Source organism: Deinococcus cellulosilyticus NBRC 106333 = KACC 11606 (assembly GCF_007990775.1).
GTDB lineage: Bacteria > Deinococcota > Deinococci > Deinococcales > Deinococcaceae > Deinococcus_C > Deinococcus_C cellulosilyticus.
Genome location: NZ_BJXB01000055.1, coordinates 1 through 18,953, shown reverse-complemented (window position 1 = coordinate 18,953; position 18,953 = coordinate 1). Strand labels below are relative to the sequence as shown.

The window sequence follows — 18,953 nt, the reverse complement described above, 5'->3', positions numbered from 1 at the left end:
CTGGCCAGGTTGATTTGAAATGCAATTTTTCTACGTCTCAGACACTTTTCAAACGCACTTTAGCTTCTGATTTTTACAGACGAAAAAAAGGCTTATCGCAAAATAAACAGCTCAGGATATTCCTGAGCTGTATGGTATCACATGAAATCCAAAACATGATGTATTGACTTGATAAATTTCGCAACATTATATCTGCAGTATTCATAAATTCTAAAGGTACTTTTTTATTTTATCAGTATCATATTTATCATTCTCGATTTGAGACTGGCAGTACTGGAGACATGCTTCGAACTCTGAATCTGTCAATTTATTTAATAATTTATCCAGAAAGTCATTTTCATGGTTGTAAAATACAAACTTATGTTGACTCAATGATAATAAATCAAAGACTTCTCCATTATAGTTATGCAAATAGTCAAGTAGTAGCATCATTCCACCATAATTATCAATCAAATGTCGAAGTGCTTCGTTACGATCATCCAAATCCAATACTGACTCATTCGATGTTATAATAGATATTGCCACATTTATCATCAGAACACTATAGGTCGGCAATGTATCCTCAAGACCCATATCAAGGAGCCGTTGAAGCAAATGCTCAATTCTTTCAAAGTACATATTATCAATTTGCTTTTTTTCGTAATAGTATTGATCTATTAATGAAATCATATGTCGTACTTCTTCCTGAATTTCAGATATCTCTTCATATTCAATATTTAAATACTTTTTGCCAAGATAGTATGGTATGAGTGATCTCTTTGCCCCTTCCAGGGCAAAGAGATCACTCATACGTTCTACAAGAATGTTTTTTGGTTCCATTTTACTCCTTCTTACTTCTTAGGCAAGTAAAAACCCCTGTATGTGGTGGTTGGTTTACTTGGAATATTGCCTTTATTGAAACCATCTCCCCAGAATTCAAAGTTGCGTCCATCAACAGTTAATCCACCGATGACTTTATCGCACCCCTTCCATTGACAGATGTTTTTCGATACTCCTCCTTCAACAGGATACCATCCTTTTGCTGCTCCACTTTCCAGAAACTGGCGGAACACATCTTCGGCATGCGTATCAACTCCTGTTTTCATTCCGTGTTGGCCTACCCAAATGACGTCTCCCGAGATTTGCCCCAGGGTTTTTCCTGCATCGTCTCCTCCATAATCAAATTTTCCAAATCCAAGACTACGCCACTGTTTCGGCATTGATTTGATGTTGCCTGTGGATGCAGGAGAATTGATAAAAATGAGGGTTTTTGACTTATTGGCCTCTGCATTGATGAAACGAACAACAACGACCGTGGTACCATTTCTGGCTTTTCCTGCTGGCAACAATTCTTCCAGATACTTGGCCTGATCATACAAAGCTTTGGCTCCAGAAGGCGCTCCATCACGTGTAATAACTCTGACCCTCTGGGCACCCAGGGAGCCAAGTGAGTGGAGGTTTTGTCTCGTTACATAAACGATATCAAAAGGATTTGCATCATCCAATATACCTTTTAGTGATGCCATGGTGGATTTGCCAGCTGCCATCAGCAGTGAGGTCGCCCCGAAAACATCCAACATGTCCACCACTTCCTGCATCTCAGGCGGCATGTGGGAATGAATGGTTTCACTAGAGCATATAACCGTGCAAGTTGAATAATAAACCAACTGATCAATAATTCCCTGCTTAGTGCTGCCAAATATCGCATTTTTGAAAAGGGTTGAAGGCCAGAGGTTCTTGGCCATCCATTTATAACCACTGTAACCCAACGGGAAGAATAACGCATGAGCATCAGAACTTTGACTACCCAAACTCTCCACAAAATAGGGGGTTAATTTACCCGATATTACTCCATTGATCAAAGTCAGATTGAAGCCTACCCTTTCATTGGGATCTTCAAACAGATTCGTAAAATTGTTGATTTGCCTGGTGGCCAGCACCATTGATACAGCCGTACTCTTGTCTTGCGACAATCCAATGAGGATGGCAGCCATCACTTCACCCGAGCGTGCAGCCTCAGAGTCACTGAAGCCCTTTCCACTCTCCATTTTGGTAAGCAGATTGAGATAGTCCATGATGATGGTGTCTTTAATTTTGAACAAATTCAGAAAATCGTAGAGTTGTTGTTGCTGTGCGTTCAACCCCAAAAGATTAATGCTCAAGTCAGGTTCAAGTTCACCTGGAGGCAGCAATCCAGAAATGCCATCACTTGCGCCAGGCACCCCTGGATCAGGAAGATCCATATCGCCTTCACCACCTTTTGGTGGCAAGAGTGCACTGGTGTCCTCACTAGGGGTGGTTCCAAGGTCAGGTGCACCTGTGTCTACTGGGGGTTTCAACTCTGTGTCATCCTCTCCGAAGTTCCAGGAAGGGTCTGTCTCAACGGTCAGTTGCTCAATACCAGTGCCAGTCACAGAGTCAGGCAAGCGATCCTGCTCTACGGATGCAGAAGGTGTGCGGGTCAGGGTGTCGAAGCGCACTCCAAATCCACTTTCGGTCTGAGGATGAGGTTCAATACCACTCTCCAGATTCCCATCAGGAGCATCACCAGGGGTGCCCAGGGTGCCCACTATTCGAATGCCAAAGCCTGAATTGTCCATTTCACCAGAGGTTCCGACCACTTGACCTTGAGTAGCCATGCCTCCAGATGCAGGGCTTGTCAAGTCGTCAGATGGATTCTCCAAGCGTGGGGCAGAAGGTTCTATGAGTTCCAGAGGAGCGATTTCATCAGTGATGCTGGCAGGCAACCTGAGGTCATCGGTGGTCTTTGTGTCGGCATCGAACGGGACAACCCCACTCCAGGCCACAACGTCTGTTCGGGAGTCAGCCAGAGAGTACAACGCATCTTTGAACTGCTGGTTGTTTTCTCCGGGTTTGCTGTACGTGTCTTTAAATTCCACTGCACCTTCAAATCCTGTGAAGAACCACAAGAAGTAATGCTTGATCGCTTCTGGGTTGTACTTTGATCCAATTTCCCCTTCGCGGTGACGTGAAAATTGAGGTTCATTGCCGCTGTAGTGAATGGAAGTAAAGTCACGAATCACGTAATGTTGAGGACTTGGAGCCCCTTCAGGACTCTGTTTAATTCCTCCAGAGCTGTTCATTACCATATTTCCAAATGGATCATGAATAAATTGATTCCAGTAAGTGATAGACCCTTTTTGCAGAGAAAAACTACTCATCTTTTGATCCGCATCATACTGTTTAATAAAACCAGCATTGTCATTAGAATAGAAGTTGATTCGATTCCCTCTTGAATCTAAACCATATTTCTTGTTGTCCGTAATCTTTTCATCTCTGGAATAAGGCTGTTCTTCTTGAGCAACATAACCCTCCTGCGTAAAATAAGTTTTAAACTCTTTTCGCTTATTCTCCGCCTTACTGTTATTATTATTGATAAATGTCACTATGTCATCAAAATTCTGCGGTAAATTGGTATTTTCATAATAAGAAATATCGAATTTCTCTCCCTTCGTAACAAAATTCGAGTTAGATTGATTATAATCATCATAATTGTATTCTTTACGATTAGCCCAGAATCCATATTTAGGTGCATTATAATAATTTGTCTCGCATTCCAAAGTTTTAGTCTCAAAATTGTACTTATAAAGACAATAGGAGTAATAATACTTAGTACCGATTAAAGATTGTGAAACCTCATCTTTAATACTTCCTGTTTCAGAATCGTATTTGAAGTATTTTCTTGTACCTTCACTCTCGTCACCATAACGCCAATCTTGCCTAATTTCAGATATTAATCCTCCTACTGCAGGTATACTTGTTACCTTGAAACTATTAATATCTTTGCCTGTGGCGATAATAGAGGTGGCTCCACCTTCGTTGTATTGGGTGGTAATAGTGATTTCCTTGTTACCCCACATGCCACTCTGAACAGGTGAGATTGTATCCACCAGTTGACCCGTAACATAAGCAGCATTGTTGTAACGGTCGATCGCTGTGGCTTTCATCTGGGAACCATTGGAGTCCACCTGCTGGATCTCCCGACCTCGTCCGTCATACTGGAACGTTTTGGTTCCGACGAGTGCAAGAGCAGACAAGGAGTTTCCACGTTTGACTTCCAGTTTAGAGAGACTTCCATCTCCATTGAAAGAGTAAGTGGTTAAATTGTAGATTCCTGCTGTTTCATAAAGACCATCAATGGTTGTGGCGGTGCTGTCCAAACCTTTTGGGCTTCTGTCAAACACTGTGGTCTGTCGGATTTGCCCTCGAGCATTGTAGAGGGTGTCAACAGACCCTTTGGTGCCAGCCAGCAAGACCGCTGTGTTGCTCAATTCTTTGTTGACCCCTGCAGAGGGATTGAACAAGATCACACTCAAGTCGTGCTCGTTGCGAGTCTCCTGACCGTTCTCATTGTAGGAGTACTTGAAATAATTGCGTTTGGTGATCTGAGCTGAGTCTGTCACAGGGACCTGATCCCATTTTTCTTTCAACTGTCCCCTCACGTCATACACCCAGAACGTGTCGTATTGGGTGAAGGGGTTGCCATCAACCGTGATGAGGGTTCGGCTCTTCTTACCAAAGTCATCCTGCTGGCCAACATATATGTCCGCATCACCCTCGAAAGAGCGTTTGACACGAAGGCCCAGCCCGTTGTACACCTGATTGCTGGTGTACTCTTTTTGCTGAATGCCATCGTTGGTGGTACTCCCCAATGCATACCGGGTGCCCACCGAGGTCTCAGTGATGATGTTTCCTGTGGCATCCAGCACATATTTGGTCAGATTGCCTGACGACACCCCAGAAGGAACATTTCCTGTGGTCCCCGTGACGACTGCTCCGTAACTGGTTTCAGCTGTTTTGTTGCCATCCAGACGGTAGTAGGTGTATTTCCTCGGAGGCACCACAGTGCTGGTGGTTCTGACTGCTCGGGTTTCAGCAACAACCTTGCCCAGGTTGTTGTATTCGTATTTGACCACCAGACCCCGTTCGACTTTGGATGTCAGCCTACCAAGAGCATCGTACTGGTATTTGTAGTTGAATCCAGCTGAAAGGCCTGCACTGCTGTCAATGGTTGAACCTTCCCGGGCCCACTCTTTCTTCTCGAGCATCTTCCCATCGGCATCATAAATTGAGGTGGTCTTGAAACCATCTGCATTGATGGTGGAAATGTTGTTCCCAAAGGCATCGTACGTCTGGGTCACGGTGGTGGTTTTGCCATCTGCAGTGGTGGAGGTGGTTAAAGGCAGACCTGCATGGTTGTACGTGTAGGTGGTTGCTGTTCCCCCTGAAACCGTGGTTCCAGAAACCGACAGTGGAGAGGTGGATGTTGGCACAATGGTTTTGACGGGGAGTGGACTTGATCCGTATTCTTTGGCCTCCACTGCCACCATGTTGTTGATGATTTGCCCAGTGGAGCTGGTGGTGGTTGCTGTGGTGGGTGGGCTGCTGAGGGTGGGAGAAGGCATGAACTTGGCAATTTGCAGTCCATCTTCGGTGTAGGTGTAACTGGCCATCAGGGCATTGCTGTGGTTTCTTTCTTCAATCAAGTTGCCCAGCAAATCATAAACTTTGGTGGCACGGTAGCCCAGTGGATCCTTGGTGACCAGAACATGGCCCGACGCATCATATCCCTGGTAGCTCACAACACGTGTGCTGGCGCTCTGGCCCGTGGGCATGTAACCGTCTGAAGCATTGTGGGTGGCGAGCCACACCTGACGATCCTGGCGGACAATGTTGTCACGAAGGTCATAGTAAGTGCTGGTGATGTAGCCATTGGGGTCAACACTGGACACCTGACGTCCAAGGTGGTCATAGACAAACCGCGTTTCGGCCCACTGGACATCAGTACCAGTCCCCTGGAAGACACTCTGGGTGGGGGTGTCCAGATTGGCCTGAATGATGTTCGCGGCCTGAATGCCACTTCCTTCTAGTAAGATCCTTTGCTTGTAAATGCGGTTCGCTCCATCGTAGAGGGTTTCCATGACGGGGCGACGTTCATCTTTGAGGCTGCTGGTTCCAGACACATGGACCTGAGGGCTGAGTTTGGCACGCAGGTTCCCCACAGCATCATAGGCGTACTGGGTGATGAGTGTCTCACCATCTGCAACTGTTGATTCTTGAATGGGGCGCCCATATCCGTCAAGCAAGTAGGTGGAATCCACGGTTGCATCGTGATCCGTGGACGCTCTTGGGTCATACCTTTTTGTGGTTTCTGCCACCACAAACCCAAACACATCCCGGAAGGTGGATGTGGACTTCAGCACTTTGGCTGAAGTGTCAATCATGCCTTTGAAATTCTCCTTGCCATATGCATCGTAGGTGGTGATGAAACCGCCACCATCAGGATTTTTTTCCTCGATGGGTCGATCAAGGCTGTCATAAGTGGTAGAAGCTTTGAACCCATTGGTTTCCTGAGTGGTGGTGTTGCCAAAGAGGTCAAAGGTGCGAGTAATGACAGTCCGTACAGTTGAGGGTGTCCCTGCAGCAGTGATGTCATTCTGGCCATTGGCGTTGTAATGGTAATACACCAGATTTTTATCGGTACCAGTCCAGCTGCGAATGGGAGTGCCATTGCTTGAGTACACCCAGGCAGCATCCGCAGTCAGGCTATCTCCAGTGTACAGAGACTCCTGTTCTTTCTGGCCAAATCCGTTGAATTTTCTGGTGGTGACCACATTCACGGTGACATCTTCCCCTGTGGTGACCGCCACCTTGGAATTCAGTGCTTTTTCCTCGGTTTCCTTGATGATGTTGCCCAGGGCATCGTACTCATATTGGGTCACAAGGTCACCGACTCCAACGGCCTTGACGGTGGAGGTTTTGATCCAATTGGTGTACATGTTGCTGGTGGGAACATTGTTGTCGAAGTAAACAAAATCCTGTGTGCTTGTTCTGATGCCATCCGGATTGCTGCTTGCTTTAACGATTTGTGACACCAATCCTGCATCATTGAAGGTGGTTTTGACATAACTTCGAACGGCATTGTTGTTGGCGATGCCCAGCACACTGGGATCAGCAGAACTGAAGTTCAAACCTTTCATGGATGCCAGCGTGTAATTCCAGCGTTCGGCCGACACTGAACCGCTCACTTTACGGAACCACTGGTTTTGCACGGTGGTCTCTGCGTAACCGTAATGGTGGGTGGTGGCCACCCCCTGGCTGGATTCGGTACCATCGGCCTGTTCGGGACGCCAGGAGTACAGGAGTTTCCCGTCGGCGTCATAATTGGAGATGTTGAGTTGCTCGTAGTCGGTGCGGGGTTCTGCACTGAAGTCTGCCAGGGTGTCCCATTGCAGGGTGCGGTCGGTGGTCACCGGGGTGACCGGTGCAACGTAAACGCTGCTTCCACGAAGGCCTCCCTGGGTGGCCAGGGCCAGCTGGTTGCTGAAACCCAGGCTGGATGAGGTGGATTCCTCCTTCATGTAGACGTCCCCTGATCCGCAACCGCCCGTACCATCCCCTGGCCCTGGGATAGTGATTCCGGATCCCACAGCCATCAGCAGTCGGCTGCTCGGTTTTCTCGATGCGATCAGCATGGGCCTTGGGGCCTGGGCAATGCAACTTCCTGTGGATGCGGGTTGAATGGTCCCTCCACCTGAACCGTCTGAGGTGAACACCAGAATGTCACTCAGGGGGTAAGGCTGCAGTTCGTCGTATACCATGGCTACACCGGTTTGAAGGGTGCTGCTAGTGGAACAATTGCCTTCCTCACCTTCGCCATATGTGTCACTGACCTTCGCGGTCTGAGCTGCCGTGGGTGGTCCCAGCTTGATTTCCAGGGGTGGATTCGAATTCTCCAACTTTACCCAGATGTCGACGTTGGGGTATTCACTGGGGTTGGGGATCACAAAGCAGCCGCTTCCTTTGGACTGGAAGCCGAAGTTGGCCTTGCTGATGCTGGACCGGTAGGAGATCTTGGGCAGCCAGGTGGGCAACTGGTTGCGGATGTCCAGTTTGTGCTTGAAGACCCGCAAATTGATTTTGGTGGAACCAGAAGTGCACCACCACAAAAACCAGCTGTCGCAAGTCCAGTAGTTGTTGGATCCCCGGTAGTACTCTGGGGTCACAGCGGTCATCGCCATATATTTTGCGCGAACATTGACGACATCTTCAGCGGCGTCGGCATGCCCGGTGTTGGCGGTGACGTTGTAAATCACGTCCTTGCCGGCCAGTGCACTGCTCCACGGAGCGGGGACAAAAGTGGTTTCACTCCCCGTGCTGGTGATCGTTCCTCCTGGAGCACCGGAGGCCGTCCAGGTGATCTGGGGGTCCATGGTGGTCAGGTTGAAAGCCTTGTTGCTGGCATCCAGGTTGTTGCGGATGCCCAGTGAAGCTTTCAGTTTCACTTTGGGATTGAACATGCCTTCAATGCCTGAAGGCACCACGTAAACCACCACTTCTTTGGGGGTGGTGTTGAAGGTTCCGTCGGTTGTTGCGCCAAGGTACTGAAGTTTGGGGTCACCCAGCAGCCAGCTGTTTCCACCCTGGGTGTCAAAAGCCAGGATGGAACCCTGGGTGTCCACAGGGGAGCTGAACACAAAGTCGTACGTGAACGTTTGACGGGTGGAGGTGATGTTGAAGGTGGTGTTGGCCGTGGCACCACGGCCCAGACGGAAATACAGGGTGTTTTGACCTGATCCAGTGCGGGCATCAAAAGTCAGACGGTAGCGTCCCGCAGACAGGATGCCCCCCATGCGCATCCGGTACCCTGCATTGGGCCGGATCTGCCAGGCGTTGCCATTGAACAGGGTGTTGAAACCGTAAGTGGGCATCTGGGCTTTCCTGACCCCACTGATGGTGGTGGTGTCGTCGGTTTCCCAGGCGGACGTGCGGAGGTCAAAACCGGCAAGCATGTTCTGGGTGTCCACCAGTTGAGCGGTGATCCCGGAGATGGGAGAGGGAACAGTGATCGGCAGGGTCTTCTGCTGATCGGTCCGAGAGAGACTCTGAGCGACATAATTGAAGCCCGTCCAGCGTTGTTTCGGAAGGGGAACCAGCAGCACATCGCCATCCAGGTACTCCACCGTCACATTGGCCACCTGCAGGGGGGTGGCCGTGTCTTTTTGCATCCAGAAAACGCCCGTGTCTGCAAAAGTCGGGACGGCCTGCCCGATGGTGCTGGCTTTGGGGTATTCCGTCTCCTGCCCGACTTCAAACACCGAAGACAGGCGTGACCAGGTGTCGGTGACTGCCTGGCTTTTGTTCAGGTCACTGCTGAGCCCGTATTTGACGTTCGTAGAATTGCCCGCTGTGGTGGTTTTCGCATCGAAAGACACCCGGTAGCGTCCAGGGTAGCGTTTGGTTGGGTTCTGGAAACGCAGCCCTGAGTTGTTTAAGGTGTAGATTTTGCCGTACTGGGGTGTGTTGGTGCCTTGCACATCTTTGGCCTGAGCATCCGTACCCAGAAACAGAGGCGAGGTCAAATCATTGGTCGGCAGGAGGTTTTGCACCCCCTGGGCCCCGAGGTACTCCACGCTGATGTTGGCAAGTTGCCAGCTTGGATTGCTGGCAGTTTCCTCGAAGATCTGCAGGATGCTGCTGGACTTGATGGTGTTGTTCAGCTGGAATTCACCCGTAAAGTACTGCCAGTTGTTGTTCAGGGATGCGCTGCGAATCAACTCTGCGGTGGGACCGTAAAACACCTCCAGTGTTTTGCTGGCATCCATGCTGTTGACCCGCGCATTGAAACCGATCCGGTACCATCCAGGCTGGATGGCAGAGGTGCCTGAAACGGCATTGTAATCCGTTTTCACCTGATAAGACACCCCACTCTGGTTTCTGGCCGTGTTGTCTGCCGGCGCGAGGTTGTTGACCAGCCCCATATCGGTGGTGCTGGTGACGATCAGGGGTTTGCTGGTGCCCAGAGCCCCACTGAAACTGCTGCTGGTCAGGTCCGGCCCGGGCAACAGGTTCGTCTGAGCAGAAGGGTAGGTTCCAAGGTAACGCACTTTGATGTTTTTGAGCATCCACTCGGGATTGCTCGCCACATTCTCAAACACACTGAAGAAAAAGCCGTAACTGGTGTAAGGTCCGGTCACGTTGACAACTTCACCGTATTTTTGCCAGTTCTTGGTGAGCGCCTGTGTGCGCAAGAGATTCTGCGCGGTGACAAACTGGTAACTGAAGTCCATGGTGTTGACTTTTGCCGTATCTGCCAGTTTCCCTTCAAAAGACAACTCATAGTAGCCCGGCCTGACGTATGGCGGGGTTGTGTTCCCGTAGACCATGTAGATCCCACTTCGGTTCGGGTACGCCGAATGGCTCGGGTTGGTGGCATCATAATTGGGGGCATTCTTGAAATCCGCACTGCTCAGGGTGTTCACCAGCGTACCGTCAGACTCCTGGGTGAATCGCAGTGAGGGCTTCAGCAGGTTCGGGTACCAGCCGCTGACCGAAAGGTCCTGACTGGGAACAAAATTGGAGAACAGGTCACTGCTGGTGTTGCCCAGATCCGCACCGAGGTAATCCACGTGAATGTTCCTCAAGTACCAGCGCGTCAGGGTGGAGGAGGTCTCCACCACCTGAAAGAAGCGCTTGAGGGTGTGTTGGTCCTGAAAGTTGAAGGTGGTGCTGTAGGTGCGCCATTCCGGGGTGAGGGTGACCTGGGTTCCGCCTGTGTCCTGCATTCCAAAAACGACAGGGAAGTTCTGATCTGCTTTCCCATCAAAAGAAACGCGGTACGTTCCTTTGGGGGGAAGCTTCCCGTCTCCGGTGCCAATCACCACTTCACTCTGGTTGTTGGTGGTGCCGTTGGCAGGGTCAACTGAGTACTCCCGCAACTGTGCAGGGGTGCCTGCCGGGGTGGTTTCTTTGATGACGGGGAGTCCCGTGTAACCACACAGTTTGTAGGAGGGGTCCTGTCCCCGAACCGGACTGCATATTCCGTCTTTGAGCAAAGCAGCGTTGGTGAGGTCAGGTGCGTTGAGGACACTCAGTCTGGCATCGACCCCTTTGGCGTCATTCACGGTGAGGGCCTTGATGGCTAGGACCTCACCATAACCGTACTCCTGACGTGCCGCCGAGTCGATGATCAGTTTGACTTTCGCCTGGTACCTGGGGTCGTAAGGGTTTTCCTTGAACACCTCTGTGCGAACCAGACGTCCCCTGGAGTCGTAAATCAGGTGGGTGGCTTTGCGGTAGTGTGCATCCTCACTGGGTTCCAGGGTGAGGGCAAGCAGGCCGTTTTTGTAGTACCTGTAGTCCCATTTCAGGTACCGATCCGCGAATGTGGGATACTTCCCTGGGAACAGCGAAGGGGTTGCAGTGACTTTTTCTTCGCGGTGCACCAGACGACCTGCCTGATCGTACTCGTAGGTGCTTTCCTTGATGCCCTGGGTGACTTTGACTGTGGATCCAGTGCTTCCATCGGTCAGGGTCACTGTGGACTTGAAGTCGTAATTGATGGTGGCTTCGCCAGGGGTCTCCACTGTTTTGATGTAAGGAAGGCTGTTCACCAGCTGATAGGTGTAGGTGGTTTTCAGGTATGCAGAGCTGTTCGTCCAGGTGGACGGCGCGATGTTCGTGCCGCCAGAGGCGGTGTTTGTGCCGCCAGAGGTGGTGATTTCACGTTCCACCGATTTCAACAGCACCTGGTTGTATCTGGTGGTGGACCCAGGGTAGGTGTCGTTGACCAGGTAATAGTCGAATTTGTAGGTGCGACTGAGGTCCTGGGTGCTGCTGGCACTGCTTTTGGCTTTGAAGATGACGGTGGTGAGGTTGTCACCGCTGTACAAAAACTCCACCGTGCGAGAACCCGGGTAGTTGATGGTCTTGATGCGCTGGTTGTTCTCCCACACATAATCGACAGTGCGGTTTTGTGCATCAATAACTTTGCTGATGCGTCCTGTGGTGCTCTGGCTCTGCGCATCCAGGTCACTGTAAGTGATCTGGGTTCTGGGAGCGACCCCGAGAATGCCATCAGGGTCTTGTGTGCTGGCAGTGGCTCCTGCATACTGCTGGTCCAGGGACTGCTGGTAGTCAATGTAAGCCCCATCTTTGTAGAAGGTGCTGCGGTTCCCTTCTGGGGAGTAATGGTGGGCCACCACCCTTGGAGTGGAGCCTTCCAGCACCTTCACCACCACAATCCATTCTTCCTGGTAGGCTTCTGTGGGGTTGAGTTGTTCGATGCGGTAGTACTTGACGCTGGTTGCATCCAGGTTCTTGTACCGTTCAATCCACGAGGGAACTTCACCCAGGGTGGCCGGGTCCTGGTATTTGAAGGCAGTTCTGTCTCCGGCTCCACTGTCCAGGTAAAGGGTGCGGGTGTTGGCGTTGTTGAGCACCAGGGGGTCCAGCAGGTTCTGGAAGCGCGTGAAGGCCTGACCGTCTCCCAGGGTGAGGCGAAGACGCGGGTTGTGGTTCCAGCCGTAACCGCTTTTCAGCAGGTCCAGGGAATCCACTGTGGTTCCATTGACTTTGGTGTTGGTCTGGTTGTTCCAGTTGAGTTCCCCCACCTGCAGGAACACGTTTCCGGTGGCGAGGTTGATGGCGTCCCCCAGTTCACCAAAGCCCGGTGCATCGAACGACATGGCAGCCAGGGGAATCCTGGAGGCCCCCGCACCCACCTTGCTGATGAGGTCCGGCGCAGCAAGTGCAAATGGCGCAAACTGCCCACTCAAATAGAGAACCGCCAGGCCCAGAGAGAGTTTTTGCTGAAATTTCATTCATTTCTCCTTAAAACACGTGGAATGTCTTGGAAAGGGGTCAGCTTGCACACACCGTCACCACGGGCGCGTTGGGCATGGTGCCCTCAGCCACCACCGCCTGAATTTGGGGGCGGTTGCGCTGGTCGTAAATGAACACTGCAACCTGGTTTCCTTTTGCAGTGACTGTGAGGTACACCGAAGGCAGATTGGTGAAGTAAAAAGCTTCTTCCAGCGGACAGTACCCGGGATGTTCGGCGTAAAATCGGTCCACCATGCGGACGAACGCTTCGCTGTCCTGCCCTCTGTATTGCTTGCCAGTCACCTGCCGAACCGTGATTTGCAGGCCCTGCAGGACTGCCTGGGCGGCCTGCAACAATTCTGTTGTTGCCGCCTCAGGCAATGCCTCCAGGGTGAGGGGTTGCACTTCTTTCACAGTGGGCTCCAGCGCTCCGGCATTTTGTGCCCGGGGTGCACAGGCCACCATCAAGAGCAGCACCAACCACAAAACCACAGACTTCATCAGGGTTCCTTCACGGGAGGCTGGATGATGCGTGGGGTGACAATGATGATCAGATCGCTGGTGGTTTCACTGGTGAAACGGTGCTGGAACAGACCCCCGATCAACGGGATGTCACTGAGAATCGGAATTTTGTTGACTTCTGTGGTGGTTTTGTTTTCCAAAAGGCCCGCGATGACAATGGGTTCACCGTTCTGCACCCGGATGGTGGTGCTGGCCTCCCTGGAAGAGTATGTGATGATGCCCTGCTCGGTCTGACCAGAAGGCAAGCTGACATTGATGTTCACGTTCGCCTCGATCATGCCGCTGGGTGAGACTTTCGGCAGGAAACGCATGGTGATCCCGGTGGTCTGGTTGGCCAGGGTGGTGGTGCCGTTTTTATCGCCCAGCAAGATGGGAATGTTCTGGGTGCTGTTGATGCGGGCTTCCTGACCGTCAATGGTGGCCACCCTGGGCTGGGCGAGCACCTTAGCGGCAAGGTTGTCTTTCAGGAAACTGACTGAGAAGTTGAATCCGCCCAGGGGGTTGATGGCGGTGCGGACGAACTTCCCGAATTGGAAGAGGCTGGGGGGCTCGCCTTCTTTGAGTTGAAAATCAAACATCCGTTGGTACTTGATGCCGAGTTTCTCACTGAGGCTTTGATTGACCGTGAGGATTTCTGCCTCAAACAACACCTGAGGTCTGGGCTGATCCATCTGTTTGATGATTTTGGTGATCAGTTCACGGTCCTGGGGGTTCACCACGATCCACAGGGCACGGTTGCGGTCATCCACCTGAATTTTGATGTTGTTGTACATGCCTTGCAGCAGCGCAGCGACCTGAGATGGGTTGGCGTTCTCCAGGGGTACAAACAGCGGGGCACGGTCATCCACCTGTTTGATGGGATCGGTTTTCAAGGTGAGAAACAGGTACTGGGTGTTGACCGAAAGGGCGTACTGATAGGTGTTGGGCACCAGGAGAACCGTGTCCTTTTCGCTCGACTTCACCTGCATGCCTTCCGGGAGTTGGACTTCTCCCACCAACTGGGTGTCTTTGAGGATCACGGTGTGTGCCTGGGGGTCCACCAGGTACTGGATGCGTTCGGTGCTGCTCACCACCACTGTGGTGTGATCCGGCAAGACTTCCATGGTGATGGGGGCAGCCAGACCCATGCTCAGTCCAAGAGAGAGCAAGGTGAGGAGCAGGGTTCTGGTGGATCGGGGGGGGTTGAACTTCGGCATTTGGCTTCCTTTATTCCTGCAATTTCATGGGTTGTGCATCCATGATGGGCTTCAATTGAAAAACTTCAGGCAACACGGTTTCCACTTTCGGATTGAGAAACACCTGCTGGGTGGAAGAAGCCATTTCTCCTGCCTCATTCACCCAGCCGTCTCCATCAGCATCCAGGTAGGCCTGCACTCGCAAGTCCTGCTGCGCTGGGAGACTCCCCAGAACAAACGAACCCTCTTGAGAGACGGTCCAGGCGAGCATTTTGTTTTGGGCATCCCGAACCACCACGTACACCCTTGCTGTTTTCAAGCCAGGGGTGAAGTGAACCAAGCCAGCCCCGTACTGCAGGTCGAAACCCCAGGTGCCTCCCAGGTCGGTGGCGGTGTTCAGTAAGGTGGTTTTCAGGAGGGTGTGTGGGGTTCCACTGGACAGCAAAGCGGCTGCAATGCTGCTGACCTGCGGGGTGGCCATGCTGGTCCCCTGCTTCAGGCTGAAGGTGGGTTGATACTGCAGCTGATCCCCAATCAAAACCTGTTCGATGTCCGTTGAGAGGATGCCGTCCATGTTGCCATCCTTGTCCCGGTCCACCGATGTGTCCCCGCCGAAGGCACTGATCTGGGTGCCCCAACCTCGGTTCGCATAGGCAGGCTGGTAGATTCCAGTGGGGCCAGACACGCTGGTGACGGCCACCACCCCGGGATAAGCAGCAGGGTAGTTCAGGCTTCCTCCATCGTTTCCAGTGGCTGCCACCACCAGGGCTCCTCTGGAGAGCACCGTGTCGATGGCGCTTCTCAACTCAGGGCTGTCTGAAGGGTTGCCCAGACTCAGGTTGATGATGTCCGCCGGGTGAGGATTGGGGTGAGACGGGAGGGCGTTCACAGCGTACAGCAAAGCACGGGCCAGGTCGAGGTTGCTGCCCGCTTGCCCTTTGCCAATCACCCGCACAGGCAAGATGTGCACTTGTGGGGCGGCGGATTTTAGTTGCTTTGCCGCTGCGATGAGTCCCGTCACGTGGGTGCCGTGCCCGGAGGTGTCGGTGGGATTGCTGTCCTCGTCCAGGAAATCGTAACCAGGAAGCAGCCGGTCAGAGAACTCCGGGTGTGGGAACACCCCGGTGTCAATGACGGCCACAACCACCCCTTTTCCTCCCTCAGGTGGCACCTCTTCCACCCCGAGGGCTTTCCAGAACCATTGGGTGGCGTTGGTTGGTTTGATGGGGGGTTGATCGCTGTCCACGTGCAAGTGGTCATCGAAAACCACATGGCTCACACAGGGATCAGCCTGGAGGACCAGGCGAGCAGATTCAGCCTGCTCCTGATTTTGAAAGCTGAGACGACGGGCCTGAAATTCAGGGTAAACCTTCTCTTCCATCAGTCCCGGGAAATTCGGGAGGGCACAGTGTTCTGGTTTCACGGCCAGGGTTCTGTGGTTTGGAACGTTTACTGTCAGGTTCTGCTTCATCACAGCAGAGGGCTGCTGCCCGTCCAGCAGAACCTGACCTTTCAGTCTGGCGGCCTGCAGGTCCCAGGGGTGCATGTTGCTGCTTTGGTTGTTGACTTGCAGTTTCAATTGGTGCACGCCAAAGCCAGGGTGTTGCTTGAAGGTGTAACGCAAGGCACCACTGGTTTTCTCCACCGGCAGCAGCACCTCGTCCATGAGGAGTTCTGGATTGGAGGTGGCGTTCCAGCCGAGGGCATCAATCACCAGGGTGCCCGACTCCCACCGCACCGCCCGAATGGAGGGTTGCACATTGAAGGTGGCTCCTCCGGTGATTCCTTTGAGCCTGAGGACTTTCAGCCCTGCCACCTGATCCACAGGCAATTTCACCTTGAAACTGTTCCGGTTGACTGGCTCTGCAATCACTGGAAGGTCGTCCAGGGTCACCTGGGGGTGTTCGGGGAACACCCCGAACACCTGAATGGTTTCACCTGGTGCGGCCACTGCTGGAATCACCTGGGTGAGTTTGTAATCAATGACGGGTGGCGTGACCCCACAGGCGGTCATCAGGACGGTCAGTGCAAAAAGCAATCCGGCACGCATGTCATTGCACCAGGATGCGAGTGGGGTTGCTGTAGGTCAAAGCGACCGCTTGCTTTTTGACGAATTTCACCCCGGCCACCCACCAGTAGTACGTTCCGGTGCTCAGGGCGGGAAGCGCATCCGGGTACACGGCTTCGGTGCCCGCAATGGTCTGAGGTGAATTGGTCCACAGGCGTTTGGCTGTTGAGCCTTCGGTGAGAGGGTTCTTGTCATACAGGTAAAACACGTACCCATCCACCCCCTGAACCCCTTGCCAGGTGATTTTAGGCCTGCCCCCAGAAACAATGGCATTGTTCACAGGGCTGAGGTTGCTGGGTCGTTCCAGCAGAAACTGGGTGGCACCTGCGTTAGAAAGGGGACTTTCTCCCTGATTGGTGTTCGCCACAATCATGCCATAAAAGGTCTTTTGTGCATCCACCGCTCCGGTGTAATGCCGGTTGGTTTTGAGGTTGGTGCCAGCTTCGGCATTGCTGGTTTCAGCGTCAACCTGCTCGAATGGTCCCACCGCGTCTCCTGCACTGAGGTAAAGGTCATACTTGCTGCTCTGGGTGTGGGCCTTCCAGTTCCATTCAAAAAAATAATCGTTGTTTTCGGCCTGTGCCTGAATGCTGGACTTGGCTGCATTTTTCACCTTTGTTGGTGGCGGTTGCAAATCTGCGAGGTCAGGTTGAGAAAAAGAAATGCTGTCTCCCATTTGTTTTTTGATGTTCAATCCATTGGCATTGACCTGGGTGCGTGTGGGAAGCGTGTAAGCCGCAAAGTAATTCAAGGTGGGTGCGTTCTGGTTGTTGTTTTTGAGGGGCACAGGATCGGAGACCCCCACTTCACCACTGTTGTCCTGGGCTTCAGCGTAAATTTCTGCGTCTGAGTTGTTGGGGATGTTGGTGGTGTTCCAGGCCACCACGTAGGGTTCCTGATCGGCCACCCCAACCTGCACGCCTTTCATGGTGCTTCCACGCTGCCTTGCGTAAAGTCGAACCTTGTTGATTCCAGAGTCATCGGATGCGGTGATCTGGACAGGGGTGACTCCAGTGACGTTGCTGTTGAAGGCCGGGGCAGTGATCGCGATCTTGGGCGGCATGCGGTCCGCATTCTGGCAGGCCATCAGAGCCAGCAATGTTCCAGCCATGAGCAGGGTTCTGGGTCTGGTCATGGTTTCACGGTCCACACCAGCAGGGTGTTGAAGGGAAGTGTTCTCTGGGTCAGCTCACTGCCAGCTTCACCCTGAGTTTCTTCAAGGGTCAGCAGGTTCCAGCCTGTCTTGAATTGGGTGCTGATGGTCAGGTTGAAACCTTCACAGGACAGTCGGCCTTCAATGGAGTGACTGTTGGGGCTGTAGACCAGTTCCACCGCCTGGGCGCTGTTGGCACTCCTGAGCTCGTAAAGTTTCTCACCAGACTTGAACGCCCCAAACAGGTGAAGGGGATAGGAAAGTTGACCCTGACCCTGAAACTGGCATTGATCCGCAACATCGAGCAAATTGATGGGAGAGGCTTCTGTGGATGGATCATCTGGCAAGGTGAGCGTCAAGAGTCCTTCCTGAAATTCAGTGGGGACAGAGAGCGGGGTGAGGGCACCCTGGCGGGTATGGTTGTAGAGGGTTCCTGTGTTTACGGCAGGCATTTCACCGAAAAACAAGGCCTTCAGGGGGGTGGCTTGTCCCATGGGGAAAACAAGGAACATCAGCATACTGAGCCATTTCATTCGATACATTCGATTCACCGTTTTCTAATGTAGCATTTAGCTGCCATTCATTTCCAACTCAGATTTTAAGGATGAAGAGCACACCCATACAACAGGGTCCAGCACTTACGGGCTCAGAAGCGTGAATGGTTTCGACAACAGCATTTGCCAATGCTGAAGATGTTGAGTCACTGGCCCACAAATGCTCCCTTTCTTCTTACAGTCCATGTGCAAATCGCGACCACAAACTGTACACGTTCTGACGTCATTGTGGTTCAGCATGGTTCTGGATGCTCACAGGTCGGGGTAATTGAAACCCATGTTCTCCCCGTTCATCCAGCCTTCCATCCACTCTTCCAACGAGTGGCTGGTCCACTCCAAGGCATGGTCATAGGGTTCTTCCGGGCTGCAGGACAGGTCCACGATGCCCACCCGGCCCGTGTGCAGGTCAATGAAGGAAAAAGGCTGCACCCCCAGTCGCAAAAAGACAGCAGGTGTGCAGGCCAGTAGCTTTTGTCCCATTGCAGGTGCCCGTGCACCACCGATCCGGCTGAGTTCGGCCAGGGTTCGTACAGAAGCCGGTCCAGACCGTAACCCGGACCGAAGCCTCCGTCTCCCACCTCCAGGTAGAGTTGCTTGAGGGTTTCCGGCAAGGGAAAGCCCAGCAACCGTTCGGCCTCGACGATTTGCTCAGGGGTGACCGGTGGGAAGGCGACTCTGCGAAAAGGGGGGGTGGCATGGGGTGACTTGTTGGCGTCCGTGGCCTGGTAAGGGTCCCGGGCACGCTCTTTCACCCGCTGGAGGAGTTCTGGACTCAGCATGGGGTGGCCTGCAGCCAGCTGTCGGGGCAGGGCACCAGCAGACGCTGCAACTGGTCGGTGGTCCCTCCATCCAGCCACTGACGGGCGGCCTTCTGACCT

General features: G+C 52.5%; 8 protein-coding genes and 1 pseudogene. All 9 read right to left on the bottom strand.

The annotated features are described in order from the left end of the window. Positions 1-210: 210 nt before the first annotated feature. Entirely contained in the window at positions 211-819 is a 609-nt protein-coding gene (locus DC3_RS28025) for a hypothetical protein (protein ID WP_146891858.1), read from the bottom strand. An 11-nt stretch (positions 820-830) separates the two neighbouring features. Further along, the gene (locus DC3_RS28020; protein ID WP_146891855.1) at positions 831-12,602 is read right to left on the bottom strand and encodes an RHS repeat domain-containing protein; all 11,772 of its coding nucleotides are present in this window, start codon (positions 12,600-12,602) and stop codon (positions 831-833) included. Between the two features lie 40 nt (positions 12,603-12,642). Further along, on the bottom strand, positions 12,643-13,104 hold the full coding sequence (locus DC3_RS28015) for a hypothetical protein (protein WP_146891852.1): 462 nt from the start codon (positions 13,102-13,104) through the stop codon (positions 12,643-12,645). Further along, the gene (locus tag DC3_RS28010) at positions 13,104-14,321 is read right to left on the bottom strand and encodes a type II secretion system protein GspD (RefSeq protein ID WP_146891850.1); all 1,218 of its coding nucleotides are present in this window, start codon (positions 14,319-14,321) and stop codon (positions 13,104-13,106) included. Before DC3_RS28010 ends, DC3_RS28015 begins: the two co-directional genes overlap by 1 nt. A gap of 10 nt (positions 14,322-14,331) precedes the next feature. Next, positions 14,332-16,350, bottom strand: a complete 2,019-nt coding sequence (locus tag DC3_RS28005) for a S8 family peptidase (protein ID WP_146891847.1) — start codon at positions 16,348-16,350, stop codon at positions 14,332-14,334. Position 16,351: 1 nt separating this feature from the next. Further along, on the bottom strand, positions 16,352-17,503 hold the full coding sequence (locus DC3_RS28000) for an Ig-like domain-containing protein (protein ID WP_146891844.1): 1,152 nt from the start codon (positions 17,501-17,503) through the stop codon (positions 16,352-16,354). Continuing rightward, the gene (locus tag DC3_RS27995; RefSeq protein WP_146891841.1) at positions 17,500-17,973 is read right to left on the bottom strand and encodes a hypothetical protein; all 474 of its coding nucleotides are present in this window, start codon (positions 17,971-17,973) and stop codon (positions 17,500-17,502) included. The genes DC3_RS28000 and DC3_RS27995 overlap by 4 nt, the downstream gene beginning before the upstream one ends. A gap of 354 nt (positions 17,974-18,327) precedes the next feature. Then, a complete protein-coding gene (locus tag DC3_RS29865; protein ID WP_246130836.1) occupies positions 18,328-18,555 on the bottom strand; it encodes a hypothetical protein in 228 nt (75 codons plus the stop codon). Between the two features lie 2 nt (positions 18,556-18,557). After that, positions 18,558-18,854: pseudogene (locus DC3_RS30200) on the bottom strand (SMI1/KNR4 family protein); the annotation flags it as partial. Positions 18,855-18,953: the final 99 nt, after the last annotated feature.

What these genes read in the sequence shown, in the direction of transcription:
- DC3_RS28000 (WP_146891844.1), bottom strand. Translation starts at nt 17,503, where the DNA reads ATGACCAGACCCAGAACCCTGCTCATGGCTGGAACATTGCTGGCTCTG.
- DC3_RS28015 (WP_146891852.1), bottom strand. Translation starts at nt 13,104, where the DNA reads ATGAAGTCTGTGGTTTTGTGGTTGGTGCTGCTCTTGATGGTGGCCTGT.
- DC3_RS27995 (WP_146891841.1), bottom strand. Translation starts at nt 17,973, where the DNA reads ATGCCTGCCGTAAACACAGGAACCCTCTACAACCATACCCGCCAGGGT.
- DC3_RS28010 (WP_146891850.1), bottom strand. Translation starts at nt 14,321, where the DNA reads ATGCCGAAGTTCAACCCCCCCCGATCCACCAGAACCCTGCTCCTCACC.
- DC3_RS28005 (WP_146891847.1), bottom strand. Translation starts at nt 16,350, where the DNA reads ATGCGTGCCGGATTGCTTTTTGCACTGACCGTCCTGATGACCGCCTGT.
- DC3_RS28025 (WP_146891858.1), bottom strand. Translation starts at nt 819, where the DNA reads ATGGAACCAAAAAACATTCTTGTAGAACGTATGAGTGATCTCTTTGCC.
- DC3_RS29865 (WP_246130836.1), bottom strand. Translation starts at nt 18,555, where the DNA reads ATGGGACAAAAGCTACTGGCCTGCACACCTGCTGTCTTTTTGCGACTG.
- DC3_RS28020 (WP_146891855.1), bottom strand. Translation starts at nt 12,602, where the DNA reads ATGAAATTTCAGCAAAAACTCTCTCTGGGCCTGGCGGTTCTCTATTTG.